We start from the raw sequence: 18,511 nt of genomic DNA, 5'->3' as shown, positions 1-18,511 counted from the left end.
GAATAATTTCGATTCAATGAGGATTGGAGTTGCTTCTGCAGAACAAATACGTGATTGGTCCCGCGGTGAGGTAAAAAAGCCGGAGACAATTAATTATAGAACTTTAAAGCCAGAAAAAGATGGGCTTTTCTGTGAAAAAATATTCGGTCCCACTAAGGATTATGAGTGTCACTGTGGTAAATATAAGCGGGTCCGTTACAAAGGTGTTGTGTGTGACCGCTGTGGAGTAGAGGTAACAAGATCCAAAGTGAGAAGAGAAAGAATGGGGCATATAGAACTAGCTGCACCATGCACACACATTTGGTATTTCAAAGGCATCCCCAGTCGTCTGGGTTTAATAATGGATATGTCACCAAGGGCTTTAGAAAAAGTAATTTATTTTGTTCATTATATTGTTACTGAACCTGGTGATACACCATTAAGTGAAAAACAACTGCTGGCCGAAAGTGAGTACAGGGAAGCCAGAAATAAATATGGTAATACCTTTAAAGCTGCAATGGGAGCAGAGGCGATTAAGAAACTGCTGGGACGAATTGACGTCAAAGGTGAAGTCGAAGAATTAAAAACAGAAATTAAGGAAGCAAGTGGGCAAAGACGAAAAAGAGCTGTACGTAGGTTAGAAGTTATGGATGGGTTATTAGATTCAGGTTTAAACCCTGCCAATTTAGTTCTAAATGCGATTCCAGTTATTCCACCTGATTTGAGACCAATGGTTCAGTTAGATGGAGGACGTTTTGCTACTTCAGATTTAAATGATTTATATAGAAGAGTAATTAATCGAAATAATAGATTGAAACGACTGCTTGATCTTGGAGCACCTGAAATCATTATTCGTAATGAAAAAAGAATGTTGCAAGAATCAGTAGATGCTTTAATTGATAATGGACGTCGGGGAAGACCTGTTACTGGAGCTGGAAATAGACCACTTAAATCTTTAAGTGATATGCTAAAAGGTAAACAGGGACGTTTCCGTCAAAACTTACTTGGTAAACGTGTTGATTATTCTGGACGTTCAGTTATTGTTGTTGGTCCAGATCTTAAAATGCATCAGTGTGGTCTACCTAAAAAAATGGCTTTAGAATTATTTAAACCATTTGTAATGAGAGGATTAGTTGAAGAAGGTCACGCTCATAATATAAAAAATGCTAAAAAAATGGTTGAAGACGTAGATGAAGCTGTTTGGGGTATTTTAGAAGAAGCAATTAAAGATCACCCTGTACTTTTAAATAGAGCTCCTACTTTGCATAGACTTGGTATTCAGGCTTTTGAACCAGTATTAGTAGAAGGAAAAGCCATCAAATTACATCCTTTAGTTTGTCCAGCTTATAATGCTGACTTTGATGGTGATCAAATGGCTGTCCACTTACCTTTATCGGTAGAAGCACAAGCAGAATGTAGACTTTTAATGTTAGCACCAACAAATATTCTTAACCCTTCAGATGGAGGGCCAATAACTATTCCTACTCAGGATATGGTTTTAGGAATCTTTTACTTAACTACTATTAAAGAGGAACGGAAAGGTGCTGGCAAGATATTTGCTAATGCTAATGAAGCAATTAAAGCTTATGATACAGATCGAGTCCACTTACAGGCTCCAGTTAAAGTTAGATTAGATGGAGAAATCATTGAAACATCTATTGGTAGAGTTATCTTTAATGAGGCTTTACCAGAAGAAGTAGATTTCTTTAATGATCGAATTGGAAAAAGTGGTTTAGGAGATTTAATTACTGATCTTTACGAAGAAGTAGGTAATGATAAAACTGCTGAAACTTTAGATAATATTAAAGCAATGGGTTATGATTATGCAACTCGCTCTGGTATTTCTATTGCTGTTAGTGATGCTGAAATACCTCCCTCTAAGCCTGAAATTGTATCTAAAGCAGAAGATGAAGTTCATCAAATAGAAAATCACTACCGTCGAGGAGCGATTACTGAAGATGAGCGTTATCATAAAGTGGTAGATATTTGGAATCAAGCAAAAGATGATGTTACAGATGCGCTTTTAGCTAACCTTGATGAAAGTAATAATATTTATATTATGGCTATCTCAGGTGCTCGTGGTAATACATCTCAGATTTCTCAGCTTGCAGGAATGCGTGGTTTGATGGCTGATCCATCTGGGCGAATTATTGATGTTCCAATTCGTTCTAGTTTCCGTGAAGGGCTTGATGTATTAGAGTACTTCTTATCTACTCATGGTGCACGTAAGGGTCTGGCAGATACTGCTTTAAGAACTGCTGACTCTGGTTATTTAACTAGACGTTTAGTTGATGTATCACAAGATGTTATAGTTCGCGAAGATGATTGTGGTACAGAACACGGAATTTACGTTGAGGCAATTGGTCCTAAAGGCAAAAATGCAGTTGAGCCTTTATCAGAACGCTGTCTTGGCCGTTATACTGCTGAAGAAATTATTGATCCTGAAAATGGAGAGCTTGTTCTTGAAAATAATACTTTAATTAATAAAAAGCAGATGGCTAAAATAGAAGCTGCTGGTATTGATAAAGTTAAAATTAGATCTAATTTAACTTGTGAAGCACAGCATGGTGTTTGTCGTAAATGTTATGGACGCAACCTTGCTACTGGTAAACAAGTTGATATTGGAGAATCAATTGGTATTGTAGCAGCTCAATCAATTGGTGAACCTGGAACTCAGCTTACAATGCGTACTTTCCATACAGGTGGTGTTGCAGGTGATGATATTACTCAGGGTTTACCTAGAGTTGAAGAGCTTTTTGAAGGTAGAACTCCTAAAGGTCAAGCAATCATGACTGAAAGAGATGGCTATGTCACTATTGTTGAGAAAAAGAACTCAAAACGAGTAGTAGTTGAAAATGAAGAAGGGAAAAAGAAAACATATAAAATCCCTTACGGCTCTAAAATGATTGTCAAAGATAATGACTATGTAACAGCTGGTGATAAATTAACTGAGGGTCCTCTTGATCCAAATGTACTTTTAAAAGTAAAAGGTGAAAAAGCTGTCCAAAATTATCTTTTAGAAGAGGTCCAAAACGTTTATCGTTCTCAGGGTGTTGAAATTAATGATAAGCACATTGAGGTTATTATTCGCCAGATGATGAAAAAATTAAAAATTGTTAAACCTGGTGATACCAATTTATTACCTGGAAGTTTAGTTAATAGATATGATTATCGTGAATCTAATAAAGAAGCAGTTAAAAATAATAATGAAACGGCTGTTGCTCAACCAGAATTGTTAGGTATTACTAAAGCTTCATTGGCTACAGATTCTTTCTTATCTGCTGCTTCATTCCAAGAAACAACAAGAGTTCTAACTGAAGCTTCATTGGATGGGAAAGTAGATCCTTTAAGAGGTCTCAAAGAAAATGTAATAATTGGTCAGTTAATTCCAGCTGGTACTGGGATGAAATATTACAGAGACATTGATGTACTCAAAGAAGATGGAACAATGTTTGGAGATTTAACAGAAGATTTAACAGAAGTAGAATAAGTTTGTTTGATTAAATATTTTATAAATTCTACTTAAAATAAAATAAGCTTAAAAGAGTTTCACCTTTATTGGTAACTGAATTAAGATTAAGAGTTAATTGTTCTTAGTTTACAATATCAAAAAAAGGTGAAACTCTTTTTAATTTTTACTTGACATAGAAGATTAAAGCTGTTAAAATACTTAAGTGTGCTCAACAAAGTTTAATCTGGAGGTTTGGTTAAAATGCTAAGCGATAAATCTGGTGCTGACTTACTTGTCGGTAGCAGGCAAAGTTTAAAAGCTATAGCAAATAATCAGGTGAAAATGATATTTTTAGCTAAAGATATTGACCAGCCTTTAAAAAAAGAAATATTTGAGGCTGTTAATAATAATAATATTCCTTTTAAAATTGTAAAAGACAAAAATGAATTGGGCAGAATTTGTGGGATCGATGTATCTGCAGCTTCTGCAGTATTATTGAAATAATGGAAGGAGGTGGGATTGCATGCCGACAATTAGTCAGTTAATCCGTAAAGGACGTAAAAAGACTAAAAAGAAGACTTCCGCTCCTGCTTTGGAGGGTTCTCCACAAAAAAGGGGTGTCTGTACTAGAGTATATACTGCTACTCCAAAAAAGCCTAACTCTGCTTTAAGAAAAGTAGCTCGTGTACGTTTAACTAATGGAAAAGAGGTTACAGCCTATATTCCAGGAATTGGACATAACTTACAGGAACACTCTGTTGTATTAGTAAGAGGTGGAAGAGTAAAAGATTTACCAGGTGTTAGATATCATATTGTACGAGGAGCACTCGATACAGCTGGTGTTGAAGACAGAAAACAGGGACGTTCCAAGTATGGTGTAAAAAAACCTAAATAAAAGGGGGGATTATAGTGCGTAAAAATAGAGCAGAAAAAAGAGATGTTCTGCCAGATCCAGTATATGACAATGTTGTTGTCAGCAGAATTATTAACAAATTAATGTTAGATGGCAAAAAAGGATTGGCGGAAAAAGCATTTTACAGTGCTCTCGATATCATCTCCGAACAAACTGGTGAAGATGGCTTAACAGTTGTAACTGAAGCTTTAGAAAACATAAAACCAGCGCTTGAAGTTAAATCAAGACGTGTTGGTGGTTCTAACTATCAGGTACCAGTAGAAGTTGATGAGGATAGAAAAAGAACTTTAGCTTTGCGTTGGTTAGTAACTGCAGCTAGAGCTCGTAATGAAAGAACAATGAGAGAAAGAATTGCTGGAGAAATTACAGACGCATACAACAATACAGGCGGCGCAGTTAGAAAGAAAGAAGAAGTTCATCGTATGGCTGAAGCAAATAGAGCTTTTGCCCATTACAGATGGTAATTTAGTTGCGTGATGTATATAATTTTTATATAAGGGGGGAGAATAGTGGCCCGACAATTTCCACTAGAAAAAACACGTAACATTGGTATTATGGCACATATTGATGCAGGAAAGACAACTACAACAGAAAGAATTCTTTATTATACAGGTCGAGTTCATAAAATGGGTGAAACTCATGATGGTGCATCTGTTATGGACTGGATGGAACAAGAGCAGGAAAGAGGTATTACAATTACTTCTGCTGCAACCACTTGTCAATGGAAAGAAAATCGAATTAATATTATAGATACGCCCGGACACGTGGACTTTACAGTAGAGGTGGAAAGATCTTTAAGAGTTTTAGATGGAGCTATTGCTTTATTCTGTTCTGTAGGTGGTGTTGAACCACAATCTGAAACTGTATGGAGACAGGCTGACAAATATGGAGTTCCCAGAATCGCATTTGTTAATAAAATGGATAGAACGGGAGCTGACTTTTTTAGAGCTGTAGATATGATGAAAGATAGACTTGGTGCGAATGCAGTACCAATTCAACTTCCAATTGGAAGTGAAGATAAATTTGATGGTGTTGTTGACTTAGTTGAAATGGATGCTATTGTTTATGAAGATGATTTAGGTGTTAATTTTGATAGAGTTGAGATCCCAGAAGATATGCAAGAACAAGCAGCTGAATATAGAGAAACTTTAATGGAAGCTTTAGCTGAAGAAGATGATGAATTTATGATGAAGTACTTAGAAGGTGAAGTGAGTACTGAAGATATTAAAAATTTATTACGTCAAGCAGTATTAAATGTAAATGTAATTCCAGTTTTATGTGGAACTGCCTTTAAAAATAAAGGTGTTCAGATGCTGCTAGATTCAGTTCTTGATTATTTACCATCTCCTACTGATGTACCAGCTATTGAAGGTTTTAATCCTGATACAGAAGAAACTGAAATTAGAGAAGCTGATGATGATGCTCCATTTTCTGGTTTAGCATTTAAAATCATGTCTGATCCATATGTTGGTAAATTAGCTTTCTTTAGATCTTATTCTGGAACTTTAGAAGCAGGTTCTTATGTTTATAATGCAACAGCTGATATTCGCGAAAGAGTGGGTCGTATCTTACAGATGCACGCTAACCGTCGTGAAGAAAGAGATGTAATCTATGCTGGTGACTTAGGAGCTTTAGTTGGTCTTAAGAATACAAGTACAGGTGATACAATTTGTGATCAGGATAATCCAATTGTTTTAGAGGCAATGGAATTTCCAGAACCAGTTATTGGTGTTGCAATTGAGCCTAAGAGTAAAGCAGATCAGGATAAACTTGGTGAAGCTTTACAAAGATTAGCAGAAGAAGATCCTACTTTCAGAGTTCATACTGATGAAGAAACAGGACAGACTATTATTGAAGGTATGGGAGAATTACACTTAGAAGTTATTGTTGACCGCCTTTTAAGAGAATTTAAAGTTGATGCTAATATTGGTAAACCTAAGGTAGCTTATCGTGAAACTGTAACTAAAAAAGTTACTAATGTACAAGGAAAGTTCATCCGTCAGTCTGGTGGACGTGGTCAGTATGGTCATGTTGTAATTGATATTGAACCACAAGAAGCAGGAGCTGGGTTTGAATTTGAAGATAAAATTACTGGTGGATCAATTCCTCGCGAATATATTCCTTCTGTTGAAGATGGAATTGTAGAAGCTATGGAAAATGGTATTATTGCTGGTTATCCAGTTGTTGATGTTAAAGTAACATTGAATGATGGTAGTTATCATGATGTTGACTCATCTGAAATGGCATTTAAAATTGCTGGTTCAATGGGCTTTAGAGAAGGTGCTAAAAGAGCTAAACCTTCTATTTTAGAACCTATAATGGCTGTTGAAGTTGTAACTCCTGAAGAATATATGGGAGATGTTATGGGTGACCTTAATGGACGTCGTGGAAAAGTAGAAGGTATGGAGCCAAGAGGTAATGCTCAAGTTGTTAGTGCTCACGTCCCACTTTCTGAGATGTTTGGCTATTCAACAGATCTTCGTTCTAAAACTCAGGGTAGAGCAACTTATACAATGCAGTTCTCACATTATGAACAAGCACCAAAAAGTATTGCAAAAGAAATTATTGGAGAATAGATAAATTTTAAGGAGGAAAAGAAAATGGCAAAAGAAAAATTTGAGAGAAATAAACCACATGTTAACATAGGAACAATAGGACATGTTGACCATGGTAAAACAACACTAACAGCAGCAATCACAAATGTGTTAGCAAACTATGGTGGAGCAGAAGTAAGAGCATTTGATACAATTGATAATGCTCCAGAAGAAAAAGAGAGAGGAATTACAATCGCAACCTCTCACGTAGAGTATGAAACAGAATCAAGACACTATGCTCACGTAGATTGCCCAGGACACGCTGACTATGTAAAGAATATGATTACAGGTGCAGCTCAGATGGATGGAGCAATCCTAGTAGTATCTGCAGCAGATGGACCAATGCCTCAACAAGAGAGCATATTCTATTAGCAAGACAGGTTGGAGTACCCTCAATCGTAGTCTTCTTAAACAAAGCAGATATGGTAGACGATGAAGAGTTAATCGAACTTGTAGAAATGGAAGTAAGAGAACTCTTAGACGAATACGATTTCCCTGGAGATGACATTCCTGTAGTAGTAGGATCAGCTCTTAAAGCTGCAGAAAATGGAGATCCAGAAGGAGAATGGGGTAAGAAGATTATTGAGCTTATGGACAATGTAGACAGCTATATTCCAGAGCCAGAAAGAGATACAGACAAACCATTCTTAATGCCTGTAGAGGATGTATTTTCAATTACAGGACGTGGAACAGTAGCAACAGGAAGAATTGAAAGAGGAGTGCTACACCCACAAGACGAGGTAGAATTAGTAGGAATTAAAGATACAGAAACAACAGTAGTAACAGGAGTAGAAATGTTCCGTAAGATGTTAGATGAAGCACAAGCAGGAGATAACATTGGAGCATTATTAAGAGGTGTAAAAAGAGAAGACATTGAAAGAGGTCAAGTTCTAGCAGCACCAGGAAGTATTACTCCACATACTAAGTTTTATGCTGAAGTATATGTATTAAGTAAAGATGAGGGTGGAAGACATACTCCATTCTTTGATGGATATAGACCACAGTTCTATTTCCGTACAACAGATGTAACAGGAAACATTCAATTACCAGAAGGAGTAGACATGGTAATGCCTGGAGATAACATTGAAATGACAGGAGAGCTAATTACTCCAATAGCTATGGAAGAAGGACTACGTTTTGCAATCCGTGAAGGTGGTCACACAGTAGGAGCTGGAGTTGTAACTGAAATTATTGAGTAAGTATAAAAAAGCAGAGGAGACAGTCTCCTCGCTTTTTCTATGCTCCTAACTGAGCTTGAATCGTAAAGATTAAGGAGGTAAGCAAATGGCAAAACATGAAAAAATTAGGATTCGCCTGAAAGCTTTTGAACATGAGCTCTTAGATCAATCAGCAGAAAAGATTGTTGCTACTGCTGAAAGAACTGGTGCAGATGTATCTGGTCCAGTACCTCTACCAACAGAAAAAGAGGTATTTACAGTACTTCGCTCACCTCATGTTCATAAAGATGCAAGAGAACAATTTGAAATGAGAACACATAAAAGACTGATCGATATTCTCGATCCTACATCAAAAACTGTAGACTCACTGATGAGGCTTGATTTGCCCGCAGGAGTAAATATAGAAATTAAACTTTAATGTCAGGAGGTGTATTAGGCCATGGCGAAAGCTATATTAGGAAAGAAGCTGGGTATGACTCAGTATTTTAAAGACAATGGAGAGCTGGTACCTGTAACTGTAGTTGAGGCCGGTCCCTGTGTTGTAACACAGATCAAAACTACAGAAAAAGATGGATATAATTCAGTTCAGCTTGGTTTTGGTGAAGTTAAAAAGCACAGACTTAACAAACCGGAACTTGGACAATTTGAAAGTCGTAATCTTGAACCTAAAAAACATTTGAGAGAATTTAAAGGTTTAGATATGGAATTAAGTGAAGGCAGTGAAATTAAAGCTGATATCTTTGAAGTTGGCGAAAAGATTGATGTTAGTGGTATTTCCAAAGGTAAAGGATTTGCTGGTAATATCAAAAGATGGAATCACCACAGAGGACCAATGACACACGGTTCCCATTTCCATCGTGCACCTGGTTCAATCGGTGCTGTTGATGCAAGAAGAGTATATAAAGGCTTTAAAATGCCAGGAAGAATGGGGCATGATAGAGTAACTGAAAGAAACTTAGAAATCGTAAAAGTTGATTTAGAGCGTAATGTTTTATTAATTGCTGGTCCTGTACCAGGAGCTAAAAAAGCAGTGCTTGAAATCAAATCTGTTAAAAATTAAATAAGTTTAGAAAGGAGGATTTTTGATGCCGCAGGTAACAAAATTCAATCAGAGTGGAAAAGAACTCGAAAAAGTAGAATTAAATGAATCTGTTTTTAATGATAAAATAAATAAGCATGTTGTTCACCAAGTAGTTAATGCTCAATTAGCTGCTCGCAGAGGTGGAAATGCATCTACTAAAACAAGAGGTAAAGTTCGCGGTGGTGGACGTAAGCCTTGGAGACAAAAAGGTACTGGTCGTGCTCGTCATGGAAGTATCCGTTCTCCATTATGGGTAGGTGGAGGAATTACTTTTGGTCCTTCTCCTCGTAGTTATGATAAAAAGTTAACTAAAAAAATGAGAAGATTAGCCTTAAGATCTGTTTTAACTGATAAAGTTGAGAGGGATGAATTAATTTTAGTTGACAAACTTGAGCTTGATCAACCAAAAACTAAAGCAGTAGTTAATATTTTAGCTGATTTAAATTTAGAAGATAAAAAAGTTGTTATAGTAATGCCTGAAAAGGATAAAAACTTATATCTTTCAGCTAGAAATATTCCTAAAGTCAAAACACTGCTTGCCGGTTCAATCAATGCATATGATCTTTTAGATAATGAAATGGTTATTTTCATCGAAGAAGCGGTTAAAATGGTTGAGGAGGTGCTGGGCGAATGAAAGATGCAAGAGATATCATCATAGCACCTATTATTTCTGAGAATACTATGAGTCAAATGCAAGAAAATAATACTTATACATTCAAAGTAGCTAAAAATGCAAATAAAATAGAAGTTAGAAATGCAGTAGAAGAAATTTTCTCTGTAAAAGTAGTAAATGTTAATACAATAAATGTTAGAGGTAAAAAAAGAAGACTCGGCTTCCATACTGGAAAAAAACCAGATTGGAAAAAAGCTTTAGTTAAGCTTGCTGAGGACGATGAAATAGAAGTTTACGAAGGCCTCTAAAAAATAATTAATAAAGGAGGGAAAAAAGATGGCGATTAAAAGTTTTAAACCAACCACACCTTCCAGGCGTTATATGACTGTTGCTAGTTTTGATGAAATTACAACAGATAAGCCTGAAAAGAGCCTATTGGCTCCAATTAAAAGAAAAGGTGGCCGGAATGCAAATGGTAGAATTACCAGCCGTCATCAGGGTGGTGGACATAAGCGCCGCTATCGTATTATAGATTTTAAGCGGGATAAAGATGGAATTCCTGCTACAGTTAAGACTATAGAATATGATCCAAATCGTTCTGCAAGAATTGCTTTATTACAGTATGTTGATGGAGAAAAAAGATATATTCTTGCTCCAAATAAAGTAGAAGTTGGTGATGTTTTAGATACTGGTTTAGATGCAGATATTACTGCCGGTAATGCATTAAGATTAAAAGATATTCCTGTTGGTACAATAGTACACAATGTTGAAATGCAAGCAGGAAAAGGTGGTCAAATTGCACGCTCTGCTGGTTCTATGGCACAAATTCTTGCTAAAGAAGGTAAGTTTGTACATTTAAAAATGCCTTCTGGTGAAGTAAGATTAATTCACAATGTATGTAAAGCTACTGTCGGACAGGTTGGTAATATTGAACATGAAAATATTACAATTGGTAAAGCTGGACGTAGCCGCTGGAAAGGTAAAAGACCTCATGTACGTGGTGTAGTTATGAATCCTCATGACCATCCACACGGTGGTGGAGAAGGTAAATCACCTGCTGGTAGACATCCTGTAACTCCGTGGGGTAAACCTACTATGGGTAAAAAGACACGTAAACCAAAGCGCTCAGATAAGTATATTATTCGTTCACGTCACTCTAAGAAGCGCAAATAGTAGAAAGGAGGATTATTGATGGCTAGATCTATAAAAAAGGGACCTTTCGTCTCAGAGAAATTAATTGCCAGAATCAGAGAAATGAATAAGAGTGGAAAAAAGCAGGTTGTTAAAACCTGGTCAAGAAGCTCAACCATTTTCCCTGAAATGGTTGGACATACAGTTGCTGTCCACGATGGTCGTAAGCATGTACCAGTATATATATCTGAAGAAATGGTAGGACATAAATTAGGAGAATTCGCTCCAACCAGAATCTTTAGAGGTCACAGCCGCCATACAGAACGTTCTACAGCACTTAAATAAGAAATTTTTTGATAGCAAGGGGGTTTTAAAATGGAAGCAAGAGCAGTTGCAAAGCATCTGCGCATTACTGCCCGTAAAGCTCGTTTAGTTACAGATTTAATTAAGGGTAAGGATGTTGACACAGCAGTTGCAATTTTAAAAAGCACACCGAAAAAGGCTGCTAAAATTGTAGAGAAAGTATTGAATTCAGCTACAGCAAATGCTGAAAACAATCATGATATGTTTGTAGATGATCTTTATGTTAAAAGAGCTTTTGTAGATGAAGGTCCTACAATGAAAAGATGGAAAGCACGTGCACAGGGATCGGCAAGCCCTATTAATAAAAGAACAAGCCATATCACAGTCGTTCTAAGCGATACAAAGGAGGGATAAAATTTGGGTAATAAAATAAATCCACATGGTCTCCGGGTTGGAGTTATAAAAGATTGGGATGCAAAATGGTATGCGGATAAGAAAGACTATTCTAAGCTTTTAAATGAAGACCGCGAGATTAGAAGTCATGTTAAGGAAAAGATGTTTGAAGCTGGAATTTCTAAAGTTGTAATTGAAAGAGCTGCTAATAGATTAAAGTTAGATGTCTATACTGCTAGACCAGGAATGGTTATTGGACGCGGTGGATCTGAAGTTGAAGCTTTAAGAAATGATGTTGAGGCTTTGACTGGTAAAACTGTACAGATTAATGTTGTAGAGGTAAAAGATCCAGAAAAAAATGCTCAATTAGTTGCTGAAAATATTGCTTCTCAGTTAGTTAGAAGAGTTTCTTTTCGTAGAGCAATGAAACAGGCAATGAACCGTGCAATGCGCATGGGAGTAGAAGGATTTAAAGTTCAGAGCAGTGGCCGCCTAGGTGGAGCTGAAATGGCTAGACGTGAAGGTTATAGTGAAGGTAGTGTTCCAATGCATACTCTTAGAGCTGATATTGACTATGGATTTGCAGAGGCAGCTACAACATACGGAACAATTGGAGTTAAAGTTTGGATCAACAAGGGAGAAATACTTCCAGAAATTGATGATGAATAGATAGATTATGCAGGAAAGGAGGCTCTTTGATGTTAGTACCTAAAAGAGTAAAACATCGTAAGCAAATGAGAGGAAGAATGAAAGGTAAAGCTCATCGGGGAAATAAAATCACTTTTGGTGAATATGGCCTACAAGCCTTAGAACCCGTTTGGATTACCAATAGACAGATAGAGGCTGCTCGTGTTGCCCTTACTAGAAGTATTAAGCGTGGAGGTAAAGTTTGGATTAAGATTTTTCCAGATAAGCCTGTAACTGCAAAGCCCGCTGAAACCCGAATGGGTAGTGGTAAAGGAGCACCTGAGAAATGGGTAGCTGTTGTAAAACCAGGTAGAATTATGTTTGAGTTGGCTGGTGTACCGGAAGAGGTTGCTAGAGAAGCGATGCGCCTTGCGTCTCATAAACTGCCTATTAAAACTAAATTTGTAGCAAGAGAGGGAATGGATGGTGAGGCCGATGAGAGCTGATGAATTAAGAAATTTAACAGAAGCAGAGTTAGAACAAAAAGCCCGCGAATTTAAAGAAGAATTATTTAATCTTCGTTTTCAGCATGCAACAGCACAGTTGGATAATCCAATGCGGATTAAAGAGGTTAAAAGAATTATTGCCCGAATAAAAACTGTTTTGCGGGAAAAAGAGTTAGAAATAGAAAGGGCTTAATTCTTTTTGAAAGGAGGTTTCTCATGGAAAGAAATAATCGTAAAGAGCGTAAAGGTGTTGTAGTTAGTGACAAAAGAGATAAAACTATTACTGTCGCAGTTGAACGTAGAACACAGCATCCTAAATATAAAAGAATTGTTAAGAAAACAAAGAAATATACAGCACATGATGAAGAAAACATTTGTAATGAAGGTGACATTGTAACAATTATGGAAACCCGTCCTTTAAGCAAAACAAAGAGATGGCGTTTAGTAGAAATTATTGAAAAAGCAAAATAAGTCTTGGAAGTAGAAAGGAGGGCCTGAAAATGATACAATCTGAAAGCCGTTTAAAGGTAGCGGATAATTCAGGTGCCCGTGAACTTTTATGTATTAAGGTACTTGGAGGCTCCAAAAAGAAATATGCTAAAGTTGGAGACAAAATAGTAGTCAGCGTAAAAGAAGCTATTCCTGACGGAATGGTGAAAAAAGGTGAGGTTGCTAAAGCAGTAATTGTTAGAACCAAAAAATCCTTAAAACGCAAAGACGGCACCTATATTAGATTTGATGAAAATGCAGCAGTAATTATAGATGATAATAATAATCCTAAGGGTACACGTATTTTTGGTCCTGTGACCCGTGAATTAAGGGAAAAGAATTATATGAAAATTATCTCCCTTGCACCGGAGGTATTATAGAAGGAGGGGATTAGATTGAGAATTAAAAAAGGTGACACTGTGGAAGTTATATCAGGTAAGGATAAAGGAAAACGCGGTGAGATTTTAAAAGTAATTCCTAAAAAAGATCGCGTAATTGTTGAAGGTGTTAATATTGTACACCGTCATGTAAGTCCTACTCAAGATATGCCACAGGGTGGAATTATAGAAAATGAAGCAGCAATTCATGCTTCAAATGTTCAACTCGTCTGCCCCCGTTGTGACGAAAAAACAAGGGTTGGCGCAGAACGTTTAGAGAATGGTAATAAAGTAAGAAAATGCAAACAATGTGATGAAGTTGTTGATAAATAAATAAGTGGAAGGAGGTCCAGAAATGTCAGTATTAGCTCAAAACTATAAAGAAGAAATTCTACCCCAACTAATGGAAAAATTTGATTACAACAATGTTATGGAAGCACCAAAATTAGATAAAATTGTTGTAAATGTTGGCTTGGGAGACGCTAAAGAAGATACTAAACTTCTGGATACTGTTGTTGATGAAATCGCTAGAATAACAGGACAGAGTCCTACTGTAACTAGGGCAAAGAAATCCATTGCTAATTTTAAAATTAGAGAAGGTATGCCGGTTGGAGTAAAAGTTACTCTTCGCGGTGAGCAAATGTTTGAGTTTTTATATAAATTAGTTAATATTACAATGCCACGTATCCGAGATTTTAGAGGTGTATCTCCTAAATCATTTGACGGTCGCGGTAATTACAGTTTAGGAATAAGTGAGCACACTGTTTTCCCAGAAATAAATATTGATGATGTTGATAATGTTCATGGTATGGAAATTACAATTGTAACTTCTGCTGAAACCGATGAAGAAGCATTTGAATTGTTATCAATGATGGGAATGCCTTATAAGAAGTAAAGACCTATAAATTTAAGGGGGGTTTAGTTTGGCACGTAAAGCTCTAATCGAAAAGGCCAATAAAGAGCCTAAATATGGAACAAGAAAAGTGAATCGCTGCAATAGATGTGGACGTTCACGTGGATATATGAGAAAATTTGATTTATGCAGAATTTGTTTCCGAGAATTAGCCCACAAAGGCGAAATTCCTGGAGTTAAAAAAGCAAGCTGGTAAAACTGGAAGGAGGTTTGTAAATGAATTTAACAGATCCAATAGCAGATATGCTTACCCGGATTCGCAATGCTAATAGTGTTGGGAAAGACAGAGTTGATATTCCCGCTTCTAAGGTTAAAACCAGCATTGGTGAACTTTTGAAAGCTGAAGGTTTCATTAATGATGTAAAATTAGTTGAAAGAAAGCCTCAGAACATGATTCGGGTATATTTAAAATATGGTGATAATGACGAAAAAGTTATTAGTGGAATCAAGAGAATTAGTAAGCCTGGTTTAAGAGTTTATGCAGGTAATGATGAAGTACCTCAAGTACTTGGTGGTTTAGGAATCGCTGTGATTTCTACTTCTCAAGGAGTTATGAGTGATAAAGAAGCAAGAAATAAAGGTATTGGTGGAGAAGTTCTCTGTTACGTCTGGTAATCAGAAGTAAGAAGTAGGAAGTCAGAGCTAATATTGAGCTGGTTTATCTTAATAAAAAAGCTCAATCTTAGCAGATTAGATTTACTTTAATTAATAAAGTTAAATTTATATTAGCATTTCGAGTGCATTAAATTACTGACTTCTACTTGGGAGATCTTCTTAAAGAGAAAATATACGGAGGTGAAATTTATGTCACGTATTGGTGATTTACCTATAGAAATACCAGAAAAAGTTGAAGTTAATGTTGATGGCCAGACTGTTAAAGTTAAAGGACCATTAGGTGAATTAGAAAGAACTTTCAAAGCTGGTATTGATATTAAAGTTGCTGAAAATGAAATTATAGTTGAACGTAACAGTGAAGATATTGAAGCTCGCTCCATGCACGGTTTAGTTAGAAGTTTAGTTGAAGGTATGGTTGAGGGTGTTAGCAACGGTTTTGAAAAGAAGTTAGAAATGGTAGGTGTAGGGTATAATGCTCAAGTTCAGGGTGATAAACTTAAGCTTGAAGTAGGATATTCCCACCCAGTTATTATTGAAGCTGAAGGTGGTATTTCTTTTGAAGTTGAAAAGAGTACAAATATCACAGTTAAAGGTATAGATAAACAACGTGTTGGTGATACAGCAGCAAAGATTCGTGAAGTAAGAAAACCAGAACCTTATAAAGGAAAAGGAATTAAATATGTTGGAGAACATATTAGACGTAAGGTTGGTAAAACTGGTTAATAGAAAGGAGTGAATGTGATGGGTAAAAGAGAAGCTAGACAAAAACGCCATCAAAGAATTCGAAACAAAGTTGTGGGAACACCAAATTGTCCAAGAATGAATGTAACCCGCAGTTTAAAGAATATGCATGTGCAAATTATTGATGACTTATCTGGAGAAACTATTGCTTCTGCATCTACTCTTGATCCAGCTCTTCGCGATTCAATTGAAGTGGCAAGTAATAAAGAAGCTGCTAAAATGGTAGGAGAGTTAGCTGCTAGTAGAGCATTGGAAAAAGGGATAGATACAGTAGTATTTGATAGAAGTGGATACAAATATCACGGCCGAGTGAAAGCTCTGGCTGATGCTGCCCGTGAAGAAGGGCTAAAGTTTTAACTAAGGAGGTAATTTAATGAGTAAAATTAACGCTGATAAACTCAACCTTGATGAACGAGTTGTAAATATTAATCGTGTTTCTAAGGTTGTAAAAGGTGGCCGTAGATTTAGCTTTAGTGCCCTAGTAGTTGTAGGGGATGGAGAAGGCCATGTTGGTGCAGGTATTGGTAAAGCAAATGAAGTACCTGAAGCCATCAGAAAAGGTATTGATGCAGCTAAAAAAGAAATAATAGAAGTTCCAATTGTGGATACTACAATTCCCCATGAGAAGACTGGAGTTTTTGGTGCTGGTAGAGTACTACTTAAGCCTGCTGCTCCTGGTACTGGTGTTATTGCTGGTGGTCCTGTACGTGCGGTAATCGAGCTTGCAGGTATTAGTGATATTTTAACTAAATCTCTGGGAACATCTAATCCGATTAATATGATTAATGCTACAATTACAGGACTTAAAGAACTTAAAAGTGCTGAAGAAGTTGCTAAATTAAGAGGTAAATCTGTAGAAGAATTAATTGGATAATTACTAAGGAGGTGTAAGGATGAAATTAAATAATCTTAAACCTGCTGCCGGATATAAAAAGAATCGTAAAAGAGTTGGTCGTGGTACTGGCTCTGGTCGCGGTTATACTTCCGGTAGAGGTGCAAATGGACAAAATTCTCGTGCAGGAGGAAAAGTACGCTTAACATTTGAAGGTGGTCAAACACCATTGTTTAGACGTCTTCCTAAAAGAGGATTTAACAATAAATTTAAAAAAGAATTTAATGAAGTAAATGTTTATCAATTAAACAAATTCTCTGCTGATGCAAGTGTAACACCAGAATCTTTATTAGAAAAGGGAATTATTGATAAAATAGCAAAAAATGGAGTAAAAATATTAGGTAAAGGTGAAGTTAATATCGCTTTAGAAGTTAAGGCAAATGCTTTTACTGCTTCTGCCAGAGAGAAGATAGAAGCTGCTGGCGGAAAGTCAGAGGTGATTTAGCTTGATCAAGGCTCTCGGTAATGTTTTTAAAGTAAAAGAACTTAGAAATAAAGTTTTATTTATGCTTGCTATGATGGCAGTTTACCGCCTGGGAGCACATATTCCGGTTCCTGGAGTAGATGTTGCATTACTTCAAGAAAGGCTCTTTGGTGGTAACTTTGGCGGAGCACTTGATTTTTTAGATTTATTTGCAGGTGGTGCTTTAAGTAATTTTACAATTTTTGCGATGAGCATTACTCCCTACATTACTGCTTCGATTATTTTACAGTTATTAACTGTAGTTATTCCTAAATTAGAAGAACTTTCTAAACAGGGTAATGAGGGCCGTAAAAAAATTGCTCAATATACTAGATATGGAACAATAGTACTCGCTGTAATTCAGGCAGTAGGTATTACCCTTTATATTCAAAGATTTGGGGCAGTACCAAATGCAAGTGCATTTGATTTTGCTTTAATTATAGTAAGTTTAACTGCAGGTACAGCTTTTTTAATGTGGTTAGGTGAGCAGATTACTGATAAAGGTATTGGAAATGGTATTTCAATTATCATTTTTACCTCTATTATTTCTCGTTTTCCATCAGATATGTATAACACATATGAATTATTAGAAGCAGGTACAATTTCTATTTTAAATGTGCTTATGTTTGCTGTGCTAGCAATAATTATTATTGCAGGGATTATCTTTGTTCAACAAGGAGAAAGAAGAATTCCAGTTCAGTATTCAAAAAGAGTTGTAGGACGTAGAGTATATGGTGGTAGAAGTACTCATATCCCAATGAAGATCAATCAAGCTGGAGTTATTCCTGTTATTTTTGCTTCTTCAGTACTTTTATTCCCAGGAATTATAGCTCAAGTTTTACCTTATGATTGGGCTGCTGGTTTAGCTAATGCAATCAGTCCTGGTTCTGGACTTTATATGGTATTATATGGTCTGATGATTTTATTCTTTACTTATTTCTACACTGCTATTACTTTTAATCCAGAAGAAGTAGCGGACAACATGAAAAAACATGGTGGTTTTATTCCAGGAATTAGACCTGGAAGACCTACAATTAATTATTTGGATAAAGTTTTAATGAGAGTTACACTTGCAGGAGCAATTTTCTTAACTATAGTGGCTTTACTTCCTTTTGCTATGCAGCCACTTACTGGTGTAACAATTAGTTTTGGAGGTACATCTCTGATCATTATGGTTGGTGTAGCTTTAAAAACTATGGAACAAATTGAATCACATCTCCTGATGAGACATTATGAAGGTTTCATGAAATAA

At 36.3% G+C, this 18,511-nt stretch carries 26 protein-coding genes and 1 pseudogene; all 27 read left to right on the top strand.

Going from position 1 to position 18,511, the window contains the following annotated elements; all coding sequences use genetic code 11:
- Window positions 1-16: 16 nt before the first annotated feature.
- The gene (gene rpoC / locus HPRAE_RS08635; RefSeq protein WP_425357542.1) at window positions 17-3,469 is read left to right on the top strand and encodes a DNA-directed RNA polymerase subunit beta'; all 3,453 of its coding nucleotides are present in this window, start codon (window positions 17-19) and stop codon (window positions 3,467-3,469) included.
- A 222-nt stretch (window positions 3,470-3,691) separates the two neighbouring features.
- The gene (locus HPRAE_RS08630; RefSeq protein WP_014553835.1) at window positions 3,692-3,934 is read left to right on the top strand and encodes a ribosomal L7Ae/L30e/S12e/Gadd45 family protein; all 243 of its coding nucleotides are present in this window, start codon (window positions 3,692-3,694) and stop codon (window positions 3,932-3,934) included.
- Between the two features lie 19 nt (window positions 3,935-3,953).
- On the top strand, window positions 3,954-4,325 hold the full coding sequence (gene rpsL / locus HPRAE_RS08625) for a 30S ribosomal protein S12 (RefSeq protein ID WP_014553834.1): 372 nt from the start codon (window positions 3,954-3,956) through the stop codon (window positions 4,323-4,325).
- A 14-nt stretch (window positions 4,326-4,339) separates the two neighbouring features.
- Window positions 4,340-4,807, top strand: a complete 468-nt coding sequence (rpsG, locus tag HPRAE_RS08620; protein ID WP_014553833.1) for a 30S ribosomal protein S7 — start codon at window positions 4,340-4,342, stop codon at window positions 4,805-4,807.
- 45 nt (window positions 4,808-4,852) lie between these two features.
- Window positions 4,853-6,919: an elongation factor G gene (fusA, locus tag HPRAE_RS08615; protein WP_014553832.1), complete on the top strand. Its 2,067-nt coding sequence runs from the start codon at window positions 4,853-4,855 to the stop codon at window positions 6,917-6,919.
- A gap of 24 nt (window positions 6,920-6,943) precedes the next feature.
- A pseudogene (gene tuf, locus HPRAE_RS08610) lies at window positions 6,944-8,136 on the top strand (elongation factor Tu).
- 85 nt (window positions 8,137-8,221) lie between these two features.
- Window positions 8,222-8,533 carry a 30S ribosomal protein S10 gene (rpsJ, locus tag HPRAE_RS08605; RefSeq protein ID WP_014553831.1) on the top strand — a complete coding sequence of 104 codons (312 nt, stop codon included), beginning with the start codon at window positions 8,222-8,224 and terminating at the stop codon, window positions 8,531-8,533.
- Window positions 8,534-8,554: 21 nt separating this feature from the next.
- On the top strand, window positions 8,555-9,175 hold the full coding sequence (rplC, locus tag HPRAE_RS08600) for a 50S ribosomal protein L3 (RefSeq protein WP_014553830.1): 621 nt from the start codon (window positions 8,555-8,557) through the stop codon (window positions 9,173-9,175).
- Window positions 9,176-9,200: 25 nt separating this feature from the next.
- On the top strand, window positions 9,201-9,830 hold the full coding sequence (rplD, locus tag HPRAE_RS08595; RefSeq protein WP_014553829.1) for a 50S ribosomal protein L4: 630 nt from the start codon (window positions 9,201-9,203) through the stop codon (window positions 9,828-9,830).
- On the top strand, window positions 9,827-10,117 hold the full coding sequence (rplW, locus tag HPRAE_RS08590) for a 50S ribosomal protein L23 (protein ID WP_014553828.1): 291 nt from the start codon (window positions 9,827-9,829) through the stop codon (window positions 10,115-10,117). The genes rplD and rplW overlap by 4 nt, the downstream gene beginning before the upstream one ends.
- 28 nt (window positions 10,118-10,145) lie before the next feature.
- On the top strand, window positions 10,146-10,982 hold the full coding sequence (gene rplB / locus HPRAE_RS08585) for a 50S ribosomal protein L2 (RefSeq protein WP_014553827.1): 837 nt from the start codon (window positions 10,146-10,148) through the stop codon (window positions 10,980-10,982).
- A gap of 18 nt (window positions 10,983-11,000) precedes the next feature.
- Window positions 11,001-11,285 carry a 30S ribosomal protein S19 gene (rpsS, locus tag HPRAE_RS08580; RefSeq protein ID WP_014553826.1) on the top strand — a complete coding sequence of 95 codons (285 nt, stop codon included), beginning with the start codon at window positions 11,001-11,003 and terminating at the stop codon, window positions 11,283-11,285.
- A 30-nt stretch (window positions 11,286-11,315) separates the two neighbouring features.
- On the top strand, window positions 11,316-11,657 hold the full coding sequence (gene rplV / locus HPRAE_RS08575) for a 50S ribosomal protein L22 (protein WP_014553825.1): 342 nt from the start codon (window positions 11,316-11,318) through the stop codon (window positions 11,655-11,657).
- A gap of 3 nt (window positions 11,658-11,660) precedes the next feature.
- Window positions 11,661-12,305, top strand: coding sequence for a 30S ribosomal protein S3 (rpsC, locus tag HPRAE_RS08570; protein ID WP_014553824.1), 645 nt, complete (start codon window positions 11,661-11,663; stop codon window positions 12,303-12,305).
- 29 nt (window positions 12,306-12,334) lie between these two features.
- Window positions 12,335-12,769 carry a 50S ribosomal protein L16 gene (gene rplP / locus HPRAE_RS08565; RefSeq protein WP_005487011.1) on the top strand — a complete coding sequence of 145 codons (435 nt, stop codon included), beginning with the start codon at window positions 12,335-12,337 and terminating at the stop codon, window positions 12,767-12,769.
- Entirely contained in the window at window positions 12,759-12,962 is a 204-nt protein-coding gene (gene rpmC / locus HPRAE_RS08560) for a 50S ribosomal protein L29 (RefSeq protein WP_041607012.1), read from the top strand. Before rplP ends, rpmC begins: the two co-directional genes overlap by 11 nt.
- Before the next feature lie 23 nt (window positions 12,963-12,985).
- Window positions 12,986-13,240, top strand: a complete 255-nt coding sequence (gene rpsQ / locus HPRAE_RS08555; protein WP_014553822.1) for a 30S ribosomal protein S17 — start codon at window positions 12,986-12,988, stop codon at window positions 13,238-13,240.
- Between the two features lie 29 nt (window positions 13,241-13,269).
- Complete coding sequence (gene rplN, locus HPRAE_RS08550) at window positions 13,270-13,638, top strand: 50S ribosomal protein L14 (RefSeq protein WP_014553821.1); 369 nt, start codon at window positions 13,270-13,272, stop codon at window positions 13,636-13,638.
- Window positions 13,639-13,653: 15 nt separating this feature from the next.
- Window positions 13,654-13,968, top strand: a complete 315-nt coding sequence (rplX, locus tag HPRAE_RS08545) for a 50S ribosomal protein L24 (RefSeq protein ID WP_014553820.1) — start codon at window positions 13,654-13,656, stop codon at window positions 13,966-13,968.
- A gap of 22 nt (window positions 13,969-13,990) precedes the next feature.
- Window positions 13,991-14,530, top strand: a complete 540-nt coding sequence (rplE, locus tag HPRAE_RS08540; protein ID WP_014553819.1) for a 50S ribosomal protein L5 — start codon at window positions 13,991-13,993, stop codon at window positions 14,528-14,530.
- 28 nt (window positions 14,531-14,558) lie between these two features.
- Window positions 14,559-14,744: a type Z 30S ribosomal protein S14 gene (locus HPRAE_RS08535; protein WP_014553818.1), complete on the top strand. Its 186-nt coding sequence runs from the start codon at window positions 14,559-14,561 to the stop codon at window positions 14,742-14,744.
- A 20-nt stretch (window positions 14,745-14,764) separates the two neighbouring features.
- A complete protein-coding gene (gene rpsH, locus HPRAE_RS08530; protein ID WP_014553817.1) occupies window positions 14,765-15,163 on the top strand; it encodes a 30S ribosomal protein S8 in 399 nt (132 codons plus the stop codon).
- A 189-nt stretch (window positions 15,164-15,352) separates the two neighbouring features.
- The gene (rplF, locus tag HPRAE_RS08525; protein WP_014553816.1) at window positions 15,353-15,886 is read left to right on the top strand and encodes a 50S ribosomal protein L6; all 534 of its coding nucleotides are present in this window, start codon (window positions 15,353-15,355) and stop codon (window positions 15,884-15,886) included.
- Window positions 15,887-15,904: 18 nt separating this feature from the next.
- Window positions 15,905-16,261, top strand: a complete 357-nt coding sequence (gene rplR, locus HPRAE_RS08520; RefSeq protein ID WP_014553815.1) for a 50S ribosomal protein L18 — start codon at window positions 15,905-15,907, stop codon at window positions 16,259-16,261.
- Window positions 16,262-16,277: 16 nt separating this feature from the next.
- Window positions 16,278-16,778 (top strand): 30S ribosomal protein S5, encoded by a 501-nt coding sequence (gene rpsE, locus HPRAE_RS08515; protein ID WP_014553814.1) that lies wholly within the window; start codon window positions 16,278-16,280, stop codon window positions 16,776-16,778.
- Between the two features lie 19 nt (window positions 16,779-16,797).
- A complete protein-coding gene (rplO, locus tag HPRAE_RS08510) occupies window positions 16,798-17,241 on the top strand; it encodes a 50S ribosomal protein L15 (RefSeq protein WP_014553813.1) in 444 nt (147 codons plus the stop codon).
- Window position 17,242: 1 nt separating this feature from the next.
- Window positions 17,243-18,511 (top strand): preprotein translocase subunit SecY, encoded by a 1,269-nt coding sequence (gene secY, locus HPRAE_RS08505; RefSeq protein ID WP_014553812.1) that lies wholly within the window; start codon window positions 17,243-17,245, stop codon window positions 18,509-18,511.

The organism is Halanaerobium praevalens DSM 2228, assembly GCF_000165465.1.
Classification (GTDB): domain Bacteria; phylum Bacillota; class Halanaerobiia; order Halanaerobiales; family Halanaerobiaceae; genus Halanaerobium; species Halanaerobium praevalens.
The sequence above is the reverse complement of the archived record's forward strand: the minus strand, read 5'-3'. Positions and strand labels throughout refer to the sequence as shown.

Coding starts and splice junctions, on each gene's coding strand:
- rpsS (WP_014553826.1), top strand. CDS start 11,001: ATGGCTAGATCTATAAAAAAGGGACCTTTCGTCTCAGAGAAATTAATT.
- rpsL (WP_014553834.1), top strand. CDS start 3,954: ATGCCGACAATTAGTCAGTTAATCCGTAAAGGACGTAAAAAGACTAAA.
- rplW (WP_014553828.1), top strand. CDS start 9,827: ATGAAAGATGCAAGAGATATCATCATAGCACCTATTATTTCTGAGAAT.
- rplF (WP_014553816.1), top strand. CDS start 15,353: ATGTCACGTATTGGTGATTTACCTATAGAAATACCAGAAAAAGTTGAA.
- rplO (WP_014553813.1), top strand. CDS start 16,798: ATGAAATTAAATAATCTTAAACCTGCTGCCGGATATAAAAAGAATCGT.
- rpsJ (WP_014553831.1), top strand. CDS start 8,222: ATGGCAAAACATGAAAAAATTAGGATTCGCCTGAAAGCTTTTGAACAT.
- rpoC (WP_425357542.1), top strand. CDS start 17: ATGAGGATTGGAGTTGCTTCTGCAGAACAAATACGTGATTGGTCCCGC.
- rpsH (WP_014553817.1), top strand. CDS start 14,765: ATGAATTTAACAGATCCAATAGCAGATATGCTTACCCGGATTCGCAAT.
- rplD (WP_014553829.1), top strand. CDS start 9,201: ATGCCGCAGGTAACAAAATTCAATCAGAGTGGAAAAGAACTCGAAAAA.
- rplP (WP_005487011.1), top strand. CDS start 12,335: ATGTTAGTACCTAAAAGAGTAAAACATCGTAAGCAAATGAGAGGAAGA.
- HPRAE_RS08630 (WP_014553835.1), top strand. CDS start 3,692: ATGCTAAGCGATAAATCTGGTGCTGACTTACTTGTCGGTAGCAGGCAA.
- rplV (WP_014553825.1), top strand. CDS start 11,316: ATGGAAGCAAGAGCAGTTGCAAAGCATCTGCGCATTACTGCCCGTAAA.
- rpsE (WP_014553814.1), top strand. CDS start 16,278: ATGAGTAAAATTAACGCTGATAAACTCAACCTTGATGAACGAGTTGTA.
- rplR (WP_014553815.1), top strand. CDS start 15,905: ATGGGTAAAAGAGAAGCTAGACAAAAACGCCATCAAAGAATTCGAAAC.
- rplB (WP_014553827.1), top strand. CDS start 10,146: ATGGCGATTAAAAGTTTTAAACCAACCACACCTTCCAGGCGTTATATG.
- rplN (WP_014553821.1), top strand. CDS start 13,270: ATGATACAATCTGAAAGCCGTTTAAAGGTAGCGGATAATTCAGGTGCC.
- rplE (WP_014553819.1), top strand. CDS start 13,991: ATGTCAGTATTAGCTCAAAACTATAAAGAAGAAATTCTACCCCAACTA.
- rpmC (WP_041607012.1), top strand. CDS start 12,759: ATGAGAGCTGATGAATTAAGAAATTTAACAGAAGCAGAGTTAGAACAA.
- rpsQ (WP_014553822.1), top strand. CDS start 12,986: ATGGAAAGAAATAATCGTAAAGAGCGTAAAGGTGTTGTAGTTAGTGAC.
- rplC (WP_014553830.1), top strand. CDS start 8,555: ATGGCGAAAGCTATATTAGGAAAGAAGCTGGGTATGACTCAGTATTTT.